This window comes from Streptomyces sp. NPDC002911, from assembly GCF_053591835.1.
The window spans coordinates 309,304-327,100 of the sequence record NZ_JBSFUO010000001.1 but is presented as its reverse complement, the minus strand read 5'-3'; the positions used below and the strand labels follow the sequence as shown (position 1 = coordinate 327,100).

Genomic DNA, 17,797 nt, shown 5'->3' with positions numbered 1-17,797 from the left:
GCGCCAGGACGCACCGTACCGCCTCCTGTGCTGACCGGCCCCGACACTGCGCCGACAGGCCGTTCCCGTACTGTCGTTCCATGCCACGCCGCACCGCGACGATGCTCGCCTCCACCCTCATCCTCATCGCGCTGCTCTGCGCAGGCGTGCTGATTCGCGTGCCGTATTCGGAGATGTCTCCCGGGCCGACGGTGAACACGCTCGGTGATGCCCGTGGCGAGCCGGTTCTGCACATCAGCGGTCACAAAACCTATCCGACCTCCGGCCACCTCAACATGACGACGGTTCGTGTCACCGGCGCGGACTACGACATGAACATCGTCGAGGCCGTCTACGGCTGGCTGGCCCATGACAGCGTGGTCGTGCCCCACGACACCCTCTACCCGGACGGCAAGACCGAGCAGGAGTCGACGCAGGAGAACGCCGAGGAGTTCAGCCAGTCCCAGGAGAGCGCCAAGGTCGCCGCCCTGGAGGAGCTGAAGATCCCCGTCACCTCCCGTGTGGTGGTCTCCACGGTCGTCAAGGACAGTGCCGCCGAGGGTGTGCTGCACGCGGGTGATGTGATCAAGGCCGTCGACGGCACGGCGGTCAGGGAGCCGGAGGACGTCGCGAAGCTCGTCACGAAGCACGAGCCCGGCGAGGATGTCGTCTTCACGGTCATCCCCGCCAAGACCGCGGCCGCCGCCGAGAAGGCGGGGAAGGAGCCCAAGGGCTCCCAGGACGTCACCCTCACCACGCGGAAGGCGCCCGAGGACCCTTCGAATCCCTCGGAGGACCGGGCGATCGTCGGGATCCAGGCAGGGACGGACCACACGTTCCCGTTCGAGATCGACATCAAGCTGGCCGATGTCGGCGGTCCGAGCGCCGGACTGATGTTCTCTCTCGGCATCATCGACAAGCTGACGCCCGGAAAGCTGACGGGCGGCGAGTTCGTCGCAGGCACCGGCACCATCGACGACGACGGCAAGGTCGGCCCCATCGGCGGGATCAACATGAAGCTGGTCGGCGCACGCGATGAGGGCGCAGACTACTTCCTGACCCCGGACGACAACTGCGCCGCCGCGGCCTCCGACACCCCGGGCGGCCTCACCCTGGTGAGGGTGAAGACCCTCGACGACGCCAAGAAGTCCCTGGAGAAGATCCGGGCGGGGGACACGGCCGGCCTGCCGAGCTGCTCGACGAGCTGAGGCCGGCCCCCGCCGGAGGGGTCGGAGTGATCAGGACTCGAAGGTCGCCGCGAGTGCCTCGGCCAGCCCCGGGACCAGTCCCGCACCGGTGAGGACCTCGGTCGGGGAATCCTTCTCCCGCAGTCGCACGGCGGAGTCCCGCGCTCCGTCCCGCAGCACCGCCACGGTCATGCGCACCTCCTGCCGGTCCGGGTGCTCGGCGACCCACTTGGTCAGCTGGGCATCGGTCAGGCCGTCCGGCACGGACGCCTCCGCGGACGGCGGCAGCATCATCCGCTCCACGGTCATGGCGCAACCGACCACGGCGTCGGGCCAGGCGATCGTGGCGAGGAACTCGTCCAGCGCGGTGCCGTCGGGGAGCTCCTCCTGCTCGACGGGAGTGAGAGTGGCGGTCGTGGAAGCGGTGTCGTCGAGGCCGAGCTGGGCGGCGAGGCCCGGCTCGTGGGCACGGAGCCGGGCGGTGTCGACCAGAGCGAACAGCCTTGCGGGCTGGTCCCAGCCGAGACCTGCGGCATAGGCGTCGATTTCGAGGACGGCGACGGTGAGTGGACTCGCGGCCATCGGAGGGCCTGAGGGGGAAACGTTGGGCATGCTCAATATCCTGCCTCCTTATGCCCCGGGAACGGGAACTAGGTAAAGCCTCAGTAAGTTGCATAGGTGGGCTCTACGATCGCTGGGCCTGCTTCACACGACCGCGAACTTCGAGGTGCGCACGTTGGCTTTCCAGATGCCGGACCGCGGCGGAGGCCCGACCGGGCCACGGATCAGAGTCGGCCGCCCGTCCCGGCGCGTCCGTACCCTGCTCATGACATTGGGCGTCCTGGCGGTTCTCGCCATGGCCTTCGTCATGTTCGCCGGGTTCTGGACGGACTGGCTCTGGTACAGGTCGGTCGCGTTTTCGTCTGTCTTCACCACCACTCTGTGGACCAAGATCGGACTGTTCCTCGTCTTCGGACTACTGATGGCCGTCGCCATCGGTGTGAACATCTGGCTCGCGCACCGGCTCCGGCCGCCGCTGAGCGCGATGTCGCTGGAGCAGCAGAGCCTGGACCGCTACCGGATGAGCGTCGCCCCTTACAAGAAGTGGGTGCTGCTCGCGGTCACCGCGCTCGTCGGGCTGATCGCAGGCGCCTCAGCGTCGGGCCAGTGGCGTACCTGGCTGATGTACGTCAACGGCGTGCCGTTCGGGCAGAAGGACCCCCAGTTCAAGCTGGACGTCTCCTTCTACGCCTTCGACCTGCCGTGGTACCGCTTCCTGCTCGGATTCGGCTTCGCCGCGGTGGTGCTGTCGCTGATCGCGGCGGCGCTGACCCATTACCTCTACGGCGGACTGCGGATCACGAGTCCCGGCGCGCGGGCGACCGGCGCGGCCACCGGTCATCTCTCCGTGCTGCTAGGCATCTTCGTCGCGCTGAAAGCCGTGGCGTACTGGCTCGACCGGTACGGCCTGGCCGTGAAGTCCAGTGACTTCAAGGCCACGGACAACTGGACCGGCCTGCGGTACGTCGACGCCAACGCCTACCTGCCTGCGAAGACGATTCTGTTCTGCATCGCCGTGATCTGCGCGGTGCTCTTCTTCGCGACGCTTTGGCGTCGTACCTGGCAGCTGCCGGTGATCGGCTTCGGCCTGATGGTGCTGTCGGCCATCCTGATCGGCGGCCTCTATCCGGCGATCGTGCAGAAGTTCCAGGTCCAGCCCAACGAGCAGGCCAAGGAAGCGCCGTTCATCCGGAAGAACATCGACGCGACACGTGATGCCTACGACATCGACGACGCGAAGGTGGACGACTACTCGGGCAAGAGCACGACCACGGACGACGCCAAGCTCCGAGCCGGCGCGGACGCGGCTGCCAGTTACCGGGTGATGGACCCCAACGTCGTCTCCCCGGCCTTCCAGCAGCTCCAGCAGAAGAGGAACTACTACCAGTTCCCCAAGACGCTGGACGTCGACCGCTACAAGGGCGAGGACGGCAAGGAGCAGGACACCGTCATCGGCCTGCGCGAGCTGAACATCGATGGTCTCCCCAAACGGAACTGGATCAACGACCACTTCACGTACACCCACGGCTACGGCGCCATCGCGGCCCGGGGCACCACGACAGGCACCAACCCGGTGGGCTCCCCGGACTTCACGGAGTCGGGCCTGCCGACCTCCGGCGAGTTGCCGAAGTACGAGCAGCGGATCTACTACGGCGAGAAGACCGAGCAGTACTCCATCGTCGGCGGGCCCCAGAAGGAGCTCGACTACGAGGAGGACGGCGAGAAGACCACCAGCTACAAGGGCGACAGCGGGATCAGTCTCTCCAACGCCTTCAACCGCGCGGCCTACGCCGTGTCGTTCAGCGAGCCGCAGATACTGTATTCGGGAGCCATCGGCGACGGTTCACGGATTCTGTACAACCGCACCCCCAAGGAGCGGGTCGAGGCGGTGGCGCCCTGGCTCACGATCGACGGTGACGCCTATCCGGCGGTCGTGGACGGGCGGATCAAGTGGGTCGTCGACGCCTACACCACGACCAACGGGTATCCGTACGCCTCGCGCACGACGCTCGGGGACACCACGGCCGACTCGCTGACGACCAATCAGCGCGCGGTTGTCGCCCAGCAGAACCAGGTCAACTACATCCGCAACTCGGTGAAGGCCACCGTCGACGCGTACGACGGCAAGGTGAAGCTCTACGAGTGGGACACCGAGGACCCGGTGCTCAAGACGTGGCGCAAGGCCTTCCCCGGGACGGTGAAGGCCAAGGACGACATCCCGCAGGAGCTGATGGACCACCTGCGCTACCCGCAGGACCTGTTCAAGGTCCAGCGTGAGCTGCTCACGCGGTACCACGTGCAGGATCCCGCACAGTTCTACAGCGGCAGTGACGCCTGGCAGGTGCCGGACGACCCCACCAACAAGGAGCCCGGGGCCGTTCCGCCGTACTACCTGAGCATGAAGATGCCGGGCCAGGACGAGCAGAAGTTCTCGCTCACCACGACGTTCACACCGAAGGGACGGCCCGACCTTGGGGCGTTCATGGCGGTGGACGCGGACGCGGCCAGCAAGGACTACGGCACGATAAGACTGCTGAGAGTCACCACCACCGTGAAGGGCCCGGGCCAGGTACAGAGTGAGCTCAACGGCAACGACGACGTCGCCGAGTTCGTGAGAAACCTTAAGGGCACCGACTCGGACATCGAGTACGGCAATCTGCTGACCGTGCCGCTCGACGGAGGTTTCCTCTACATCGAACCGGTCTACACGCGCGGTGGCACGCAGAACTATCCGCTGCTGCGCAAGGTCGCCGCCTCGTTCGGGTCGAAGATCGTCTTCGAGAACAGTCTCGGGGAGGCGCTCAACGCGGTCTTCGGAGTCGAGGGCGATACGACCACGCCGCCGACTGAGCCGACCGAGCCGCCGGGCGACACGACGGAGCCCCCGGCCACCGGGGAGGCGGCTCTGAAGAAGGCCATCGCGGACGCCCAGAAGGCATACACGGCGGGAGAGGCGGCTCTCAAGGAGCAGGACTGGGAGGCCTACGGAAAGGCCCAGTCCGACCTTCAGGAGGCGCTCGAGCGGGCCGCGGCGGCGCAGCCCAAGGGGGCCGGCGGCGCCTCGGGTGCCGCGGGCGCCACGAAGCCGGAGGGCGACGACCAGGGCAGCTGAGAAAGGTCCGCCCCGCGTCGTGGTACGGTTTGAACACAACGACGCGGGGTGGAGCAGCTCGGTAGCTCGCTGGGCTCATAACCCAGAGGTCGCAGGTTCAAATCCTGTCCCCGCTACTGAAAGGTGAAGGCCCGGATCCTTTGGGATCCGGGCCTTTGTCATGCCATGAGACATTTTTTCAAGTTGTCGGAGTGAAGTGCGGTTCGCGGGGCACCAGTTGGTCTCGATCATGTTTCACTTGTCTCTCTGTGGGCATGTCGACAAAACGCTGAAGTGACCTCACTGGTCGCGGTATACCAGGTGTACGCGGGTTGCGGGTGGTGCGACGATGGTATTTATGGGGGACAGGGCAACTCTGTTGGAGACAGGGCGGTTTGTGCAGCGACGCGGCCGGACGGCGGGAAACGTGGCAGATGAGGCATTCGCCGCTGCCCCGGCCGGGGCCGCTGGCCCCGCCGACGGCGCCCATGAGGCGGCAGTCCTGGCCGTGGATGTCACCGGTATTGCGGGTACGGACGCCGCCAGGAGCACGGACACCACGGAGACCGCGGACCACGTCGACGAGACCGAGGCGCGGCACCGGCGTGCCGCGGAAGCCGGTGACCCGGCGTCGATGAGCGTCCTGGGCGCACTCCTGCTGCGCCGCGGCGACCTGGACGGAGCCGAGACCCACCTGCGCGCGGCTACCGCCGAGGGTGACCGGGCCGCGGCCAACAACCTCGGCGTGCTCCTCCACCAGAGGGGTTACGCGGACGAGGCGGCCGGGTGGTGGCGCATCGCCGCAGTCGCCGGCTCCGCCGCCGCCGCGCACGCCCTCGGGCGCCACTTCCGTGAGCGTGGGGACGAGCCCGGCGCCGAGTACTGGCTGCGTCAGTCTGCGGAGCAGGGCCACGCATTGGGCGCGTACGCACTGGCCGACCTGCTGGAGCACCGCGGTGACGGCGGCGCCGAGCGCTGGCTGCGGGCCGCCGCGGAACAGGGGCATCGGGAGGCCGCGTACCGCTTGGCGCGGACGATCGAGCGCAACGCCGTGGGCGACGCGCACGATGCCTTCGGCCTGGGACGCGTCGTGGGCGAAGGTCGTCGGGGGCTGGGCCCCCGTATGCCCGCGAAGCGTGACAGCCCTGTCGCGGGGCCCGATGCCGGACGGGTGGGCGAGGCCGAGCAGTGGTACCGCCAGGCTGCGGCGCGCGGTCACCGCCGTGCAGCCCTGCACCTCGGAGCCATCCTCGAGCAGCGCGGCGAGCTGAAGGACGCGGGCCGCTGGTATCTCACCGCCGCCAAGGAGGGCGAGCCCCGGGCGGCCTGCGCCCTCGGTTTCCTGCTGCGTGACGCGGGGGACGAGGAGAGCGCGGCCGTGTGGTGGCTGCGTGCCGCCCAGGACGGCGACGGCAACGCCGCCAACGCGCTGGGTGCACTGCACGCGGCCAGGGGCGAGCAGCAGACCGCCGAACGCTGGTACCGCGCCGCCATGGACGCCGGTGACGTCAATGGCGCGTACAACCTCGGCCTGCTCTGCGCCGCTCAGGACCGGATCCCGCAGGCCGAGCAGTGGTACCGCCGGGCCGCCTATGCCGGGCACCGTGAGGCGGCGAACGCGCTGGCCGTGCTGCTGCTTCAGGCGGGAGACGCGAGCGGGGCCGAGCCCTGGTTCTCCAAGGCCGCGGAGGCGGGCAGCGTGGACGCCGCCTTCAATCTCGGCATCCTGCACGCCGGACGGGACGAGGACCGCACGGCGCTCGGCTGGTACCAGCGGGCGGCGGCGGCCGGGCACACCGATGCCGCGCTCCAGGTCGGTATGGCTCTGTTGCGGGACGGTGACGAGCGGGAGGCCGAGCGCCATCTGCGCTGCGCCGCGGGCGGCGGCAGCGCCGAGGCAGCTTTCCGGCTGGCCGGTGTCCTCGACCTGCGTCAGCCGGTTCCCGGACCTCCCGGGCTGGGAGAGCCGATGCCGGAGAAGACCGAGTGCGAGGAGTGGTACGAGAGGGCCGCCGAGCAGGGCCATCGCCGCGCCCAGGTCAGGGCCGGAATGCTCGCCGCCGCGCGCGGCGACATGGCGAGCGCTGCGCGCTGGTACCGCGAGGCCGCCGAGTCGGGCAGCCGCAACGGCGCCTTCAACCTCGGCCTGCTGCTCGCCCGGGAGGGCAGTGAGCGCGAAGCGGCCTTTTGGTGGAGTCGCGCCGCCAATGACGGGCACGGCCGGGCCGCCCTGCGCCTCGCGCTGCTCGCCGCCCGCCGCGGCGAGCTCACCGAGGCGCAGCGCTGGTGTGCCCGCGCGGTCGAGCTGGGGCCGGCGGAGGTGGCCGAGCGTGCCGCAAGGCTGCTCGAGGCGCTGCACCAGGAGCTCACCGCGTGACCGCGGGCCGTCGGGGTGATCACTGCGTGCGGGTGGCCGGGGAATGAGTTTGCGCTGGTCGACGGGGTCCCGTAGAGTTGCAATCACAACGACGCGGGGTGGAGCAGCTCGGTAGCTCGCTGGGCTCATAACCCAGAGGTCGCAGGTTCAAATCCTGTCCCCGCTACTGTAAGACAGAGGCCCGGATCCTTCCAAGGATCCGGGCCTCTGTCGTATGCCGGTGCAAAGGAGCCGTCCGCACCAGGTGCGTGACGGAGCAGGCGGCTCCCGGCGCGGTGGGGCGCCCCCTCAAGCCGTGGCGGCGCAGTTCGGGCAGATGCCGCGGTAGGTCACCTCGACATCGGAGACCGTGAAGCCGAAGCGCTCGTCGTCCGGCAGGTCCGCCAGCGGATTGCCGGACGGGTGCACGTCCCGGATGGCTCCGCAGCGTCCGCACACCAGGTGGTGGTGGGGGCGGTGGGCGTTGGGGTCGTACCGCTTGGCCCGGCGGTCGGTGGAGACCTCGATGACCTCCCCGAGGGACACCATCTCGCCCAGTGTGTTGTAGACCGTGGCGCGGGAGATCTCGGGCAGCCGGTCCACGGCCCTCGCGTGGACCTCGTCCGCCGTCAGATGTACATGGTCCCCTTCGAGAACCTCGGCTACCACGCGCCGCTGTGCCGTCATGCGCCAGCCGCGTCCACGGAGTCGTTCCAGGAGGTCACTCATGGGGACCAGCCTAACAGTGGGGAGGTCGAGTTCCTCGTAGGTGTGACTTTAGATGATTACTTGACTTAGACAAAGTCCATTGTAGGATCGGTGATGTATCGGCCAAGGGCAGGCTGCGGCCGAGAACGGGCTGTACAGGGAACGACGCTGTACAGGGAACGACGCTGTGCAGGACATTGACGCAGGAGGCACGCGTGATTCAGGGACCGCTCACCACGGAGGCCGGCGCTCCGGTAGCCGACAATCAGAACAGCGAGACCGCTGGCCCGGGTGGACCGGTTCTCGTCCAGGATCAGGCGCTTCTCGAGAAGCTCGCCCACTTCAACCGCGAGCGCATCCCCGAGCGCGTCGTACACGCCCGCGGTGCCGGTGCGTACGGCACGTTCACGCTGACCCGGGACGTCTCGCAGTGGACCCGGGCGGCGTTCCTCTCGGAGGTCGGCAAACAGACCGAGACCTTCCTGCGCTTCTCCACCGTGGCGGGCAATCTCGGCTCCGCCGACGCGGCCCGTGATCCCCGCGGCTGGGCTCTGAAGTTCTACACCGAAGAGGGCAACTACGACCTGGTCGGCAACAACACCCCGGTCTTCTTCATCAGGGACGCCATCAAGTTCCCCGACTTCATCCACACCCAGAAGCGCGACCCGTACACGGGCTCGCAGGAGGCGGACAACGTCTGGGACTTCTGGGGTCTGTCGCCCGAGTCCACGCACCAGGTGACCTGGCTCTTCGGTGACCGGGGCATTCCCGCCTCGTACCGGCACATGGACGGCTTCGGCTCGCACACGTTCCAGTGGAACAACGAGGCCGGTGAGGTCTTCTGGGTCAAGTACCACTTCAAGACCGACCAGGGCATCAAGAACCTCACTGCCGAGGAGGCCGTGCGCCTCTCCGGCGTGGACCCGGACAGCCACCAGCGAGACCTGCGTGAGTCCATCGAGCGGGGCGACTTCCCGAGCTGGACCGTGCAGGTCCAGGTCATGCCGGCGGTCGAGGCCGCGACCTACCGCTTCAACCCGTTCGACCTCACCAAGGTGTGGCCGCACGCGGACTACCCGCCGATCGAAATCGGCAAGCTGGAGCTCAACCGCAACCCGGAGAACGTCTTCGCCGAGGTCGAGCAGTCGATCTTCAGCCCGGCGCACTTCGTGCCCGGTATCGGCCCGTCCCCCGACAAGATGCTTCAGGGGCGCCTCTTCGCGTACGGCGACGCCCACCGCTACCGCGTCGGCATCAATGCCGACCACCTGCCGGTGAACCGCCCGCACGCCACCGAGGCGCGCACCAACAGCCGTGACGGCTACCTCTACGACGGCCGTCACAAGGGGGCGAAGAACTACGAGCCGAACAGCTTCGGCGGCCCGGCCCAGACGGGCCGGCCGCTCTGGCAGCCCGTTCCCGTCACGGGCGGCACGGGCAACCACGAGACGCCGGTCCACTCCGAGGACAACGACTTCGTGCAGGCCGGCAACCTCTACCGGCTGATGTCTGAGGACGAGAAGGCGCGGCTGATCGACAACCTCTCCGGATTCATCTCCCAGGTCTCGCGCGACGACATCGCCGAGCGCGCGATCAGCAACTTCCGTCAGGCCGACGGAGATTTCGGTAAGCGGCTGGAAGCCGCGGTCCGGGCCCTGCGCGGCCAGTAGCCCTTGCCGCCGGCGGCGGGCCGGATTCCCCGGATCGTTCCGGGGGTCCGGCCCGCTGGTCGTTCGCAGGGGCCGGAAAGGTAGGGGCCGGGAGGGAAGGGCCGGGAAGAGGCAGGGCCGGGAAGAGGCGGGGGTCAGGCGGTCAGGGCGGCGGCATGCCTTCTGGCCGGGGCCCAGCACCTGATGATGTCGCGCACCGAGACGATGCCGACGGGGCCGTGACCGTCCAGCACGATCAGATGCCGGAAGCCGCCGTGTGTCATGGCTTCCGCGGCCTCATCGAGGGTCCAGTCGGGAGAAGCGAAGACCACGTCGGTGGTGGTATGGGTGGACGCCGTCTCGAGATCGGGACTCAGCCCGGCGCCGACCGCGTCGAGAATGTCGCGCTCTGTGATGATACCCAGACCGCAGGTGTCCGGGTCGTGGACGACAGCCGCTCCGATGCGGCGGGCCGACATCAGCCGGGCCGCCTGGCGCAGCGTATGGGCCGGGCCGATGGTGAGGACCAGGGTGCTCATGGCGTCACGGACAAGCATGTTGAGGAGCCACCTCCTTCGGGAAGTGACCTGCGAAGTGGCCTTCGTGAGGCAGTTCACAAGTTCACAAGTGGGGGGATTCCCAGAGTCGCACCCAAGTCGGGACCCAACAAGGGGGCGGGCGCCCGCCTTCGACGTATCTCTGCCCCGGACGCCTAGTAGCGCTGGTTGAGGTAGCCGAGCAGCTCGTGGTGCAGCAGCCCGTTGGACGCCGCCGCGTTGCCGCCGCCCGGGCCGGAGACCCCGTCCAGGCTGGTGAACTGCCCGCCCGCCTCCTGGACGATGATCGCGTTCGCCGCCATGTCCCAGAGGGAGAGCTCCGGTTCCGCACAGATGTCCACCGAACCCTCGGCGACCATCATGTACGGCCAGAAGTCCCCGTAACCCCGCGTACGCCAGCAGGCCCGCGTCAGATCCATGAAGCCGTCGAGCCGGCCCTGCTCCTCCCAGCCGGTCATCGAGGCGTAAGCGAACGACGAATCCGCGATCCGCTCGACCTTCGACACGTGCAGCCGCGTCGCAGACGTCAGGCTGCGGCCGGAGAAGGCACCCGCGCCCTTCGCGGCCCACCACCGGCGGTTCAGCGCGGGGGCCGACACCACGCCGACCACCGGTTGGAAGCCGTCTTCGCCTGCCTCCATCAACGAGATCAGCGTCGCCCAGACGGGGACGCCCCGGACGTAGTTCTTGGTGCCGTCGATCGGGTCGACGACCCAGCGCCGCGGGCCGGTGCCCTCGATCCCGTACTCCTCGCCCAGGATCGCGTCGCGTGGCCGCGCCCGATGCAGGTGCCCGCGGATCAGCTCCTCCGCGTTCTTGTCGGCCTCGCTCACCGGGGTCATGTCCGGCTTGGTCTCGACCTTGAGGTCCAGAGCCTTGAACCGGTCCATCGTCGCCGCGTCGGCGGCGTCCGCCAGTACGTGGGCCAGGCGCAGATCATCGTGGTAGTCGGGCATGCTGTCACAGTATCCACCGCCACCCGCCCGGGCTACACGGCCCCGTGCGGGGCGGACAGCTCCCTGGCCGTGCCCGCGGACCCTTGACAGTGCACGGGCGTCCGGGAGTTCACCTACCCGGACCGGGGGGCTCTTCCGGCGGGTCCGGCTCCTGAGCCGACCTGCGAGATCGCGCTCCGGCTCGCCCTCTCCCACGTGCTGGTGCCCGCGGACCCCGTGCCGGGTCCCGGGCTCAGTGCGCCGAACCGGACAACTGCAGACCGATCACGCCGATGATCACCAGCGAGATCGACACCAGCTTGAGCGCGGAGACCACGTCGTCGAGGAAGATCATCCCGTAGATCGCCGTTCCCGCAGCTCCGATGCCCGTCCACACCGCGTACGCCGGACCGACGTCGAGTTTCTTGAGCGCCAGCGTGAGCAGACCGAAACTGCCGAGGGCGAACGCGCAGAAGGCGATCGTCGGCCAGAGACGGGTGAATCCGTGCGAAAGCTTCAGACACACGGCGAAGCCGGTCTCCAGCAGTCCAGCGACCACGACCAGCAACCACGCCATCGTCCGGTGCCTCCCACGTAGGTGACGCTTCGTTCCGCTTGCGCGATTATGCCCTTACCAACCGTGGGAGCCCGCAAACGTGCGCGAGTCGGGCAGTGGGGCGTCCACTGCCGCTCCTCAGTCGCCCTCCCGCCGCTCCCGGGTCGCGAGAAGCCTCCGCAGCGAATCGAGCCGCGCCGGATCGGCGTGGCCCTCAGAGACCCACACGTCCAGGGCGCACTCCGGCTCCTGGCCGTCATGGGTGCAGCCGCGCGGGCAGTTCTCCGTACCCGGCTGAAGATCGGGAAAGGCGTTGATGACCCGGGAGGGGTCGACGTGATGCAGCCCGAACGACCGCACGCCCGGGGTGTCGACCACCCAGCCGCGGCCGTCCGGCAGCGGCAGGGCGAGCGCCGAGGTGGTGGTGTGCCGGCCGCGTCCCGTGACGGCGTTGACCACCCCGGTGGTCCGCCTTCGGTCCTTCGGCACCAGGGCGTTGACCAGCGTCGTCTTACCGACCCCGGAGTGCCCGACGAAGGCGGTCACCCGGTCGTTCAGGAGTTCCCGCACCCGGTCGGCGGCGCCGCCGTTCTCCAGCTCCTCGCGGCTGGTCACGACGTAGGGGACACCCAGCGGGGTGTACGCCTCCAGGAGCTTGTCCGCCGAGGCCAGATCGGACTTGGTCAGCACCAGGAGAGGGGTGAGCCCGCCGTCGTACGCCGCGACCAGACAGCGGTCGATCATGCGCGGGCGGGGTTCGGGATCGGCCAGGGCGGTGACGATGGCCAGCTGGTCGGCGTTGGCGACGACCACCCGCTCGAACGGATCGTCGTCGTCCGCCGTGCGGCGGAGCACCGAGGTGCGCGCGCCGATCCGCACGATGCGCGCAAGGGTGTCCTTGGCGCCGGAGAGGTCACCCACCAGGGAGACCCGGTCGCCCACCACGGCGGCCTTGCGGCCCAGTTCGCGGGCCTTCATGGCCATCACCGTGCGGTCGCCGACCAGGCAGGTCAGCCTGCCCCGGTCGACGGTGAGGACCATGCCGTCCTCGGCGTCCTCGTGCTTGGGACGTGTGTGTGTGCGGGGACGGTTGCCCTTGGGGTTGGGGCGGACGCGGATGTCGTCCTCGTCGGGGTTCTTCCCGTAGCGGCGCATGTCCTCAGACCCCGCGCCTCACCGGTGCGGCACCGAGCGCCCCGGGGATGACGCCGACGGCGCCGGAAGGTTCCCCGAGCATGCCGGTCCACATGTCCGGGAAGTCCGGCAGGGTCTTGGCCGTCGTACCGACGTTCTCGATCTCCACCCCTGCCACGGCGAGGCCGATGATCGCGCCCGCGGTCGCCATCCGGTGGTCGTCGTAGGTGTGGAAGGTGCCGCCGTGCAGCGGGCGGGGATTGATCCGCAGGCCGTCGGCGGTCTCCGTGACGTCGCCGCCGAGACCGTTGATCTCCTTGGTGAGCGCCGCCAGCCGGTCCGTCTCGTGCAGCCGCAGATGGGCGACGCCGCTCAGGGTGGACGGGGAGTCCGCGAGGGCGGCGAGGGCCGCGATGCCCGGCGTCAGCTCACCGACCTCGCCGAGGTCGACGACGATGCCGTGGATCGTGCCGGAGCCTGTGAAGGTGAGACCCCGCTCGGTCAGCTCGCACGAGCCACCCATTGCGGTGAAGATCTCGCGCAGCGCGTCACCCGGCTGGGTGGTCCGCAGGGGCCAGTCGGGCACGGTGACCCGGCCGCCGGTCACCAGCGCGGCGGCCAGGAACGGCTGCGCGTTGGAGAGGTCGGGCTCGACCGTCAGATCGCGGCCGAGCAGAGCGGAGGGGGAGACCCGCCAGACATCGGGCTCGCCGCCCGACTCCGGCTCGTCGACCTGGGCGCCGACCGAGCGGAGCATGTCGACGGTCATCCTGATGTGGGGCATGGAGGGCAGGGCCGAGCCGGTGTGCCGCACTTCCACGCCCTGGTTGAACCGGGGTGCGGACAGCAGAAGCGCGGAGACGAACTGGGAGGACGAGGAGGCGTCGATGGACACCGGGCCACCGTCCAGCGCCCCCGCGCCGTGCACGGTCAGCGGCAGAGTCCCCCGTCCGTCGTCGTCGATCCGGGCTCCCAGGGATTTCAGCGCGTCGATCACGCCGTGCAGGGGGCGTTCGTAGGACCGAGAGTCCCCGTCGAAGTGCACGGGGCCGTCGGCGAGGCAGGCCACGGGCGGCAGGAAGCGCATCACCGTGCCCGCGTTGCCGACGTCCACCTGGGCGGGGCCGTGCAGACCTGCGGGGATGACCCGCCAGGCCTCGCCCGAGCCGTCAGGGCCCACGCCCTCCTCGATGCCGACGCCCATCGCGCGGAGCGCCTGGGCCATCAGGAGGGTGTCGCGGGAGCGCAGCGGGCGGCGCAGCCAGCCCGGCTCGGAGGACAGTGAGGCAAGGACGAGGGCGCGATTGGTGACCGACTTCGATCCGGGCACGGTGACGGTCGCGTCGACGGCCCCGGTCGCTCGGGGGGCGGGCCAGAGGGCAGGGTGCACGGAACTATCGGTCATGCCCCTCACTTTAGTGGCTCAGCACAAACCCGGATCCTCCACAAATTGGCTGAAATCAGGGCGTAATGCAAGGGTGGTACGGGCGGGCTCACAGTCCGAGCAGCCAGCGTCCGCCGCCGATCAGTGAGGAGAGCGACACCGCGTGGAAGAGGAAGAGCCAGACCGCGGCCGGCGCGTGCGTCAGCCTGGCGAGCTGGTCGGCGTCGGAGTCGGGCGCACCGCCGTACCTGCGCTTGGACTGCAGCTCGAACGCCGGACGTACGCCGCCGAGCAGCAGGAACCAGACCACGGTGTACGCGAACGCCGACTGGACGTCCGCCGAGGTCAGCCAGGACACCAGAAGGAAGGTCGTCCCCGTGAGGATGACGGTCAGTGCCCCGTACAGATTGCGGATCATCACCAGCATCACCGCCAGGAGCGCGGTCGCCAGCCACAGGAGCAGCGTGATCCGGCCGTTGGTCAGCAGCCAGGCACCGCCCAGACCGAGCAGCGGTGGCGCGGTGTAGCCGGCCGCCGCGGTGAGGATCATGCCGATACCGGTGGGCTTGCCGCGGCTGACGGTGAGGCCGCTGGTGTCCGAGTGCAGGCGGATGCCGGAGAGCTGCCGCCCGGTGAGCAGGGCGATCAGTCCGTGACCGCCCTCGTGCGCGATGGTGATCGCGTTGCGGGAGAGCCGCCATATGAGGTTCGGCACCACCGCGACGAGCGCCGCCGTGGCCGTGACGACCACCAGCCACTGCTCGGGAGCGGGCTGGGTGCCGAAGACGCGATCCCACAGATCGCCCAGTTCGGTGCTGTCCATGGTGCGGGCTGCTCCTTGGGGTGCTCGAGGTGCTCGAGGGATCGGGGTCCACTCCACCGGCGTGTCGTGGCAGTCTGGCACTTATGTGCGGACGGTATGCGGCGAGTCGGCGGCCAGAGGACCTGACCGGGCTCTTCGGCGTGGAGAAGTGGGAACCCACGGAGACCTTGGAGCCCGACTGGAACGTCGCGCCGACCAAGGAGGTCTACGCGGTTCTGGACCGTCCTGTGAAGGACGCAGACGACCGGCGTCCGGTTCGCCAGCTGCGTGCGCTGAAGTGGGGACTCGTGCCGTCCTGGTCGAAGTCGCCGGAGGGCGGCGCCCGCATGATCAACGCGCGCGCGGAGACCGTCCACGAGAAGCCGTCCTTCCGCCGCCCCTTCGTGTCGAGGCGGTGCATCCTGCCCGCCGACGGCTACTACGAGTGGGTCACCGGGGCCGACGAGCGGCAGTTGGAGGAGAAGGGGAAGAAGAAGCGGGCCCGGAAACAGCCGTACTTCGTGACCCCCGCGGACGGCTCCGTCTTCGCGATGGCCGGCCTGTACGAGTTCTGGCGCGACCGGACGCTGCCCGACGACCATCCGCAGGCCTGGTGGGTGACCTGTTCGGTGATCACCACCGAGGCGGAGACGGCCCCGCTCGCGGTGGCGCCCGCCGAGGGGCCCGCGTCGCTGTCCGACATCCACCCCCGGATGCCGCTGATGCTGACCCCGGACCGCTGGGACGCATGGCTCGACCCGTCGCGCACCGACGTCGACGAGCTGAAGCCGCTGCTCGAGCCCCCGCCCGGCGGACTGATGCGGGCCTATCCGGTGGCGACCGCCGTCAGCAACGTCCGCAACAACGGCCCGGAACTCCTGGAGGAGCTGGCGGCGCCGGAGGTGAGCACGCTCTTCTGACCCGGTACCCGGCAGGATGGGAGTGTGAGCCGTACTACAGCGACAGCGCGGAAGACCGGGAGCATCGGCACGGACGCCGGGGAGGCCAGGATCACCTGGATCCCCGCGAAGAGGGCCCGTCTGGTGCTCGCCGTCAGCCATGGAGCGGGCGGCGGCATCGAGGCCCGTGACCTCCAGGCCCTGGCCGCCGTGCTCCCGGGCCGCCGGGTGACCGTGGCCCTGGTGGAGCAGCCGTGGCGGGTAGCCGGAAAAAAGCTGGCGCCCGCGCCCCGGACCCTGGACACCGGCTGGCGGGGCCTGTGGCCGGCGCTGACGACCCCGGGGCTCCCCGTCGTCGCAGGGGGACGCAGCGCGGGGGCCCGGGTGGCCTGCCGTACGGCGGCGGAGCTCAGCGCCCGCGCGGTTCTCGCCCTGAGCTTCCCGCTGCACCCCCCGGGCAGGCCGGAAAAGTCCCGCGCGGACGAACTGCTCGGCGCGGGCGGCCCCATCCTCGTGGTGCAGGGAGGCCGAGACCCGTTCGGGCGGCCGGAGGAGTTTCCCCCGGGGGAGCACGGGCTCGTCGAGGTGCCGTACGCGGACCATGGCTTCGTCGTACCGAAGAAGGCCCCGCTGACCCAGGATCAGGCGATGGACCTGCTCACCGACGCGGTGGCCGAGTGGCTGGACGGGCTCTCCTGACCACCGGCCATGGAGCGGCCCTCGCGATCCCGGCACCCGCGAAAGCATTGGGAATGCGCCGTGCGGGGCGGCTGTTGTGGCTGATGTCGGTACAACAACGTCGTACGTGGAGAGGGAGTCCGTCGCATGGGTTCGACCATCTGCCCGAGCCGCTCGAACGCCGCTGAACTGGAGTGGACGGTCCTTCACGCGGCCACGAGCACTCCGGCGCGCGCCCCGGGCGGAACCGATCGACAGCCCGCGCAGAGGCAAGGTCGACTATTCTCCGATGCTAGCGGGTCCGGTTTCGGCTCCGCCACATCGTTGGAGGAGGTGGGTCCGGTCACTGGGACCGACACAGGGACCGACGACGGCCGTGCGCAGGAGACGACTGCCGAGCGCAACGCGCGCTTCGAGCGGGACGCCCTCGGATACCTGGACCAGATGTACTCGGCCGCGCTGCGCATGACGCGCAACCCCGCGGATGCCGAGGATCTGGTGCAGGAGACGTATGCCAAGGCGTACGGCTCCTTCCATCAGTTCCGTGAGGGCACGAACCTCAAGGCGTGGATGTACCGCATTCTCACCAACACCTTCATCAACTCGTACCGCAAGAAGCAGCGCGAACCCCAGCGGAGTGCCGCCGAGGAGATCGAGGACTGGCAGCTGGCGCGTGCGGAGTCGCACATGTCGACCGGTCTGCGCTCGGCGGAGTCCCAGGCACTCGACCATCTCCCGGACTCCGATGTGAAGTCCGCCCTGCAGTCGATCCCCGAAGAGTTTCGCATCGCCGTGTACCTCGCCGATGTGGAGGGCTTTGCCTACAAGGAGATCGCGGACATCATGGGGACACCCATCGGTACGGTGATGTCCCGGCTGCACCGGGGACGCCGTCAGCTGCGCGGCATGCTGGAGGACTACGCGCGTGAGCGCGGGCTCGTCCCGGCCGGAGCCGGTGAGTCGGACGACAGGAAAGGCTCGGCCTCATGAGCTGCGGAGAGCCGCACGAGACGGACTGCTCAGAGGTTCTCGATCATCTCTACGAGTTTCTCGACCATGAGATGCCCGAGGGCGACTGCACCAAGTTCGAGGTGCATTTCGAGGAGTGCTCCCCGTGCCTGGAGAAGTACGGCTTGGAGCAAGCCGTGAAGAAACTGGTCAAGCGCTGCTGCGGGCAGGACGACGTCCCCGCCGACCTGCGCTCGAAGGTGATGGGACGGATCGACCTGATCCGTTCGGGCCAGGCCGTGCCCGAACAGGACGTGGCCATGGGCGGCGTCGACCGTCCGGCCGCCGCCGAGTGAAGGCCGACCACCCGGGC

The 17,797-nt window shown here is 69.2% G+C and carries 16 protein-coding genes and 2 tRNA genes; 10 read left to right on the top strand and 8 right to left on the bottom strand.

Annotated features, from left to right (window positions below):
* Positions 1-80: 80 nt before the first annotated feature.
* A complete protein-coding gene (locus ACWD04_RS01445) occupies positions 81-1,187 on the top strand; it encodes a YlbL family protein (protein WP_451126877.1) in 1,107 nt (368 codons plus the stop codon).
* Positions 1,188-1,217: 30 nt separating this feature from the next.
* Here ACWD04_RS01445 and ACWD04_RS01440 read toward each other — a convergent pair whose 3' ends face one another.
* Positions 1,218-1,778: a PPA1309 family protein gene (locus ACWD04_RS01440; protein ID WP_451126875.1), complete on the bottom strand. Its 561-nt coding sequence runs from the start codon at positions 1,776-1,778 to the stop codon at positions 1,218-1,220.
* 136 nt (positions 1,779-1,914) lie between these two features.
* Here ACWD04_RS01440 and ACWD04_RS01435 point away from each other — a divergent pair, with 136 nt between their 5' ends.
* From ACWD04_RS01435 to ACWD04_RS01420, 4 genes are all read left to right on the top strand, one after another.
* On the top strand, positions 1,915-4,839 hold the full coding sequence (locus ACWD04_RS01435; protein WP_451127437.1) for a UPF0182 family membrane protein: 2,925 nt from the start codon (positions 1,915-1,917) through the stop codon (positions 4,837-4,839).
* Positions 4,840-4,881: 42 nt separating this feature from the next.
* A tRNA-Met gene (locus ACWD04_RS01430) sits at positions 4,882-4,955 on the top strand.
* Between the two features lie 212 nt (positions 4,956-5,167).
* Positions 5,168-7,195, top strand: a complete 2,028-nt coding sequence (locus ACWD04_RS01425; RefSeq protein WP_451126873.1) for a tetratricopeptide repeat protein — start codon at positions 5,168-5,170, stop codon at positions 7,193-7,195.
* A 92-nt stretch (positions 7,196-7,287) separates the two neighbouring features.
* Positions 7,288-7,361: transfer RNA gene (locus tag ACWD04_RS01420), tRNA-Met, on the top strand.
* Positions 7,362-7,483: 122 nt separating this feature from the next.
* Here the strand turns inward: ACWD04_RS01420 and ACWD04_RS01415 are convergent.
* Positions 7,484-7,903 carry a Fur family transcriptional regulator gene (locus ACWD04_RS01415; protein ID WP_099174573.1) on the bottom strand — a complete coding sequence of 140 codons (420 nt, stop codon included), beginning with the start codon at positions 7,901-7,903 and terminating at the stop codon, positions 7,484-7,486.
* Between the two features lie 194 nt (positions 7,904-8,097).
* Between ACWD04_RS01415 and ACWD04_RS01410 the strand changes: the two genes are divergently transcribed.
* Entirely contained in the window at positions 8,098-9,552 is a 1,455-nt protein-coding gene (locus ACWD04_RS01410) for a catalase (protein WP_451126871.1), read from the top strand.
* A 134-nt stretch (positions 9,553-9,686) separates the two neighbouring features.
* Here the strand turns inward: ACWD04_RS01410 and ACWD04_RS01405 are convergent, their stop codons facing one another.
* The 6 genes from ACWD04_RS01405 to ACWD04_RS01380 form a co-directional block, all read right to left on the bottom strand.
* Positions 9,687-10,088 carry a CBS domain-containing protein gene (locus ACWD04_RS01405; RefSeq protein ID WP_451126869.1) on the bottom strand — a complete coding sequence of 134 codons (402 nt, stop codon included), beginning with the start codon at positions 10,086-10,088 and terminating at the stop codon, positions 9,687-9,689.
* Positions 10,089-10,243: 155 nt separating this feature from the next.
* Positions 10,244-11,044: a histidinol-phosphatase gene (gene hisN / locus ACWD04_RS01400; RefSeq protein WP_451126867.1), complete on the bottom strand. Its 801-nt coding sequence runs from the start codon at positions 11,042-11,044 to the stop codon at positions 10,244-10,246.
* 232 nt (positions 11,045-11,276) lie between these two features.
* Complete coding sequence (locus tag ACWD04_RS01395) at positions 11,277-11,600, bottom strand: DMT family transporter (protein ID WP_329232667.1); 324 nt, start codon at positions 11,598-11,600, stop codon at positions 11,277-11,279.
* Between the two features lie 117 nt (positions 11,601-11,717).
* Positions 11,718-12,734: a ribosome small subunit-dependent GTPase A gene (rsgA, locus tag ACWD04_RS01390; protein ID WP_451126865.1), complete on the bottom strand. Its 1,017-nt coding sequence runs from the start codon at positions 12,732-12,734 to the stop codon at positions 11,718-11,720.
* A 4-nt stretch (positions 12,735-12,738) separates the two neighbouring features.
* Entirely contained in the window at positions 12,739-14,118 is a 1,380-nt protein-coding gene (aroA, locus tag ACWD04_RS01385; protein WP_451126863.1) for a 3-phosphoshikimate 1-carboxyvinyltransferase, read from the bottom strand.
* Positions 14,119-14,206: 88 nt separating this feature from the next.
* The gene (locus ACWD04_RS01380) at positions 14,207-14,920 is read right to left on the bottom strand and encodes a M50 family metallopeptidase (protein WP_451126861.1); all 714 of its coding nucleotides are present in this window, start codon (positions 14,918-14,920) and stop codon (positions 14,207-14,209) included.
* Between the two features lie 83 nt (positions 14,921-15,003).
* Between ACWD04_RS01380 and ACWD04_RS01375 the strand changes: the two genes are divergently transcribed.
* The 4 genes from ACWD04_RS01375 (at position 15,004) to rsrA (ending at position 17,780) form a co-directional block, all read left to right on the top strand.
* Complete coding sequence (locus ACWD04_RS01375; protein ID WP_451126859.1) at positions 15,004-15,819, top strand: SOS response-associated peptidase; 816 nt, start codon at positions 15,004-15,006, stop codon at positions 15,817-15,819.
* Between the two features lie 24 nt (positions 15,820-15,843).
* Positions 15,844-16,497 (top strand): alpha/beta hydrolase family protein, encoded by a 654-nt coding sequence (locus ACWD04_RS01370; protein ID WP_451126857.1) that lies wholly within the window; start codon positions 15,844-15,846, stop codon positions 16,495-16,497.
* 312 nt (positions 16,498-16,809) lie between these two features.
* A complete protein-coding gene (locus ACWD04_RS01365; protein ID WP_033298180.1) occupies positions 16,810-17,466 on the top strand; it encodes a sigma-70 family RNA polymerase sigma factor in 657 nt (218 codons plus the stop codon).
* A complete protein-coding gene (gene rsrA, locus ACWD04_RS01360; RefSeq protein ID WP_451126854.1) occupies positions 17,463-17,780 on the top strand; it encodes a mycothiol system anti-sigma-R factor in 318 nt (105 codons plus the stop codon). Before ACWD04_RS01365 ends, rsrA begins: the two co-directional genes overlap by 4 nt.
* Positions 17,781-17,797 lie beyond the last annotated feature (17 nt).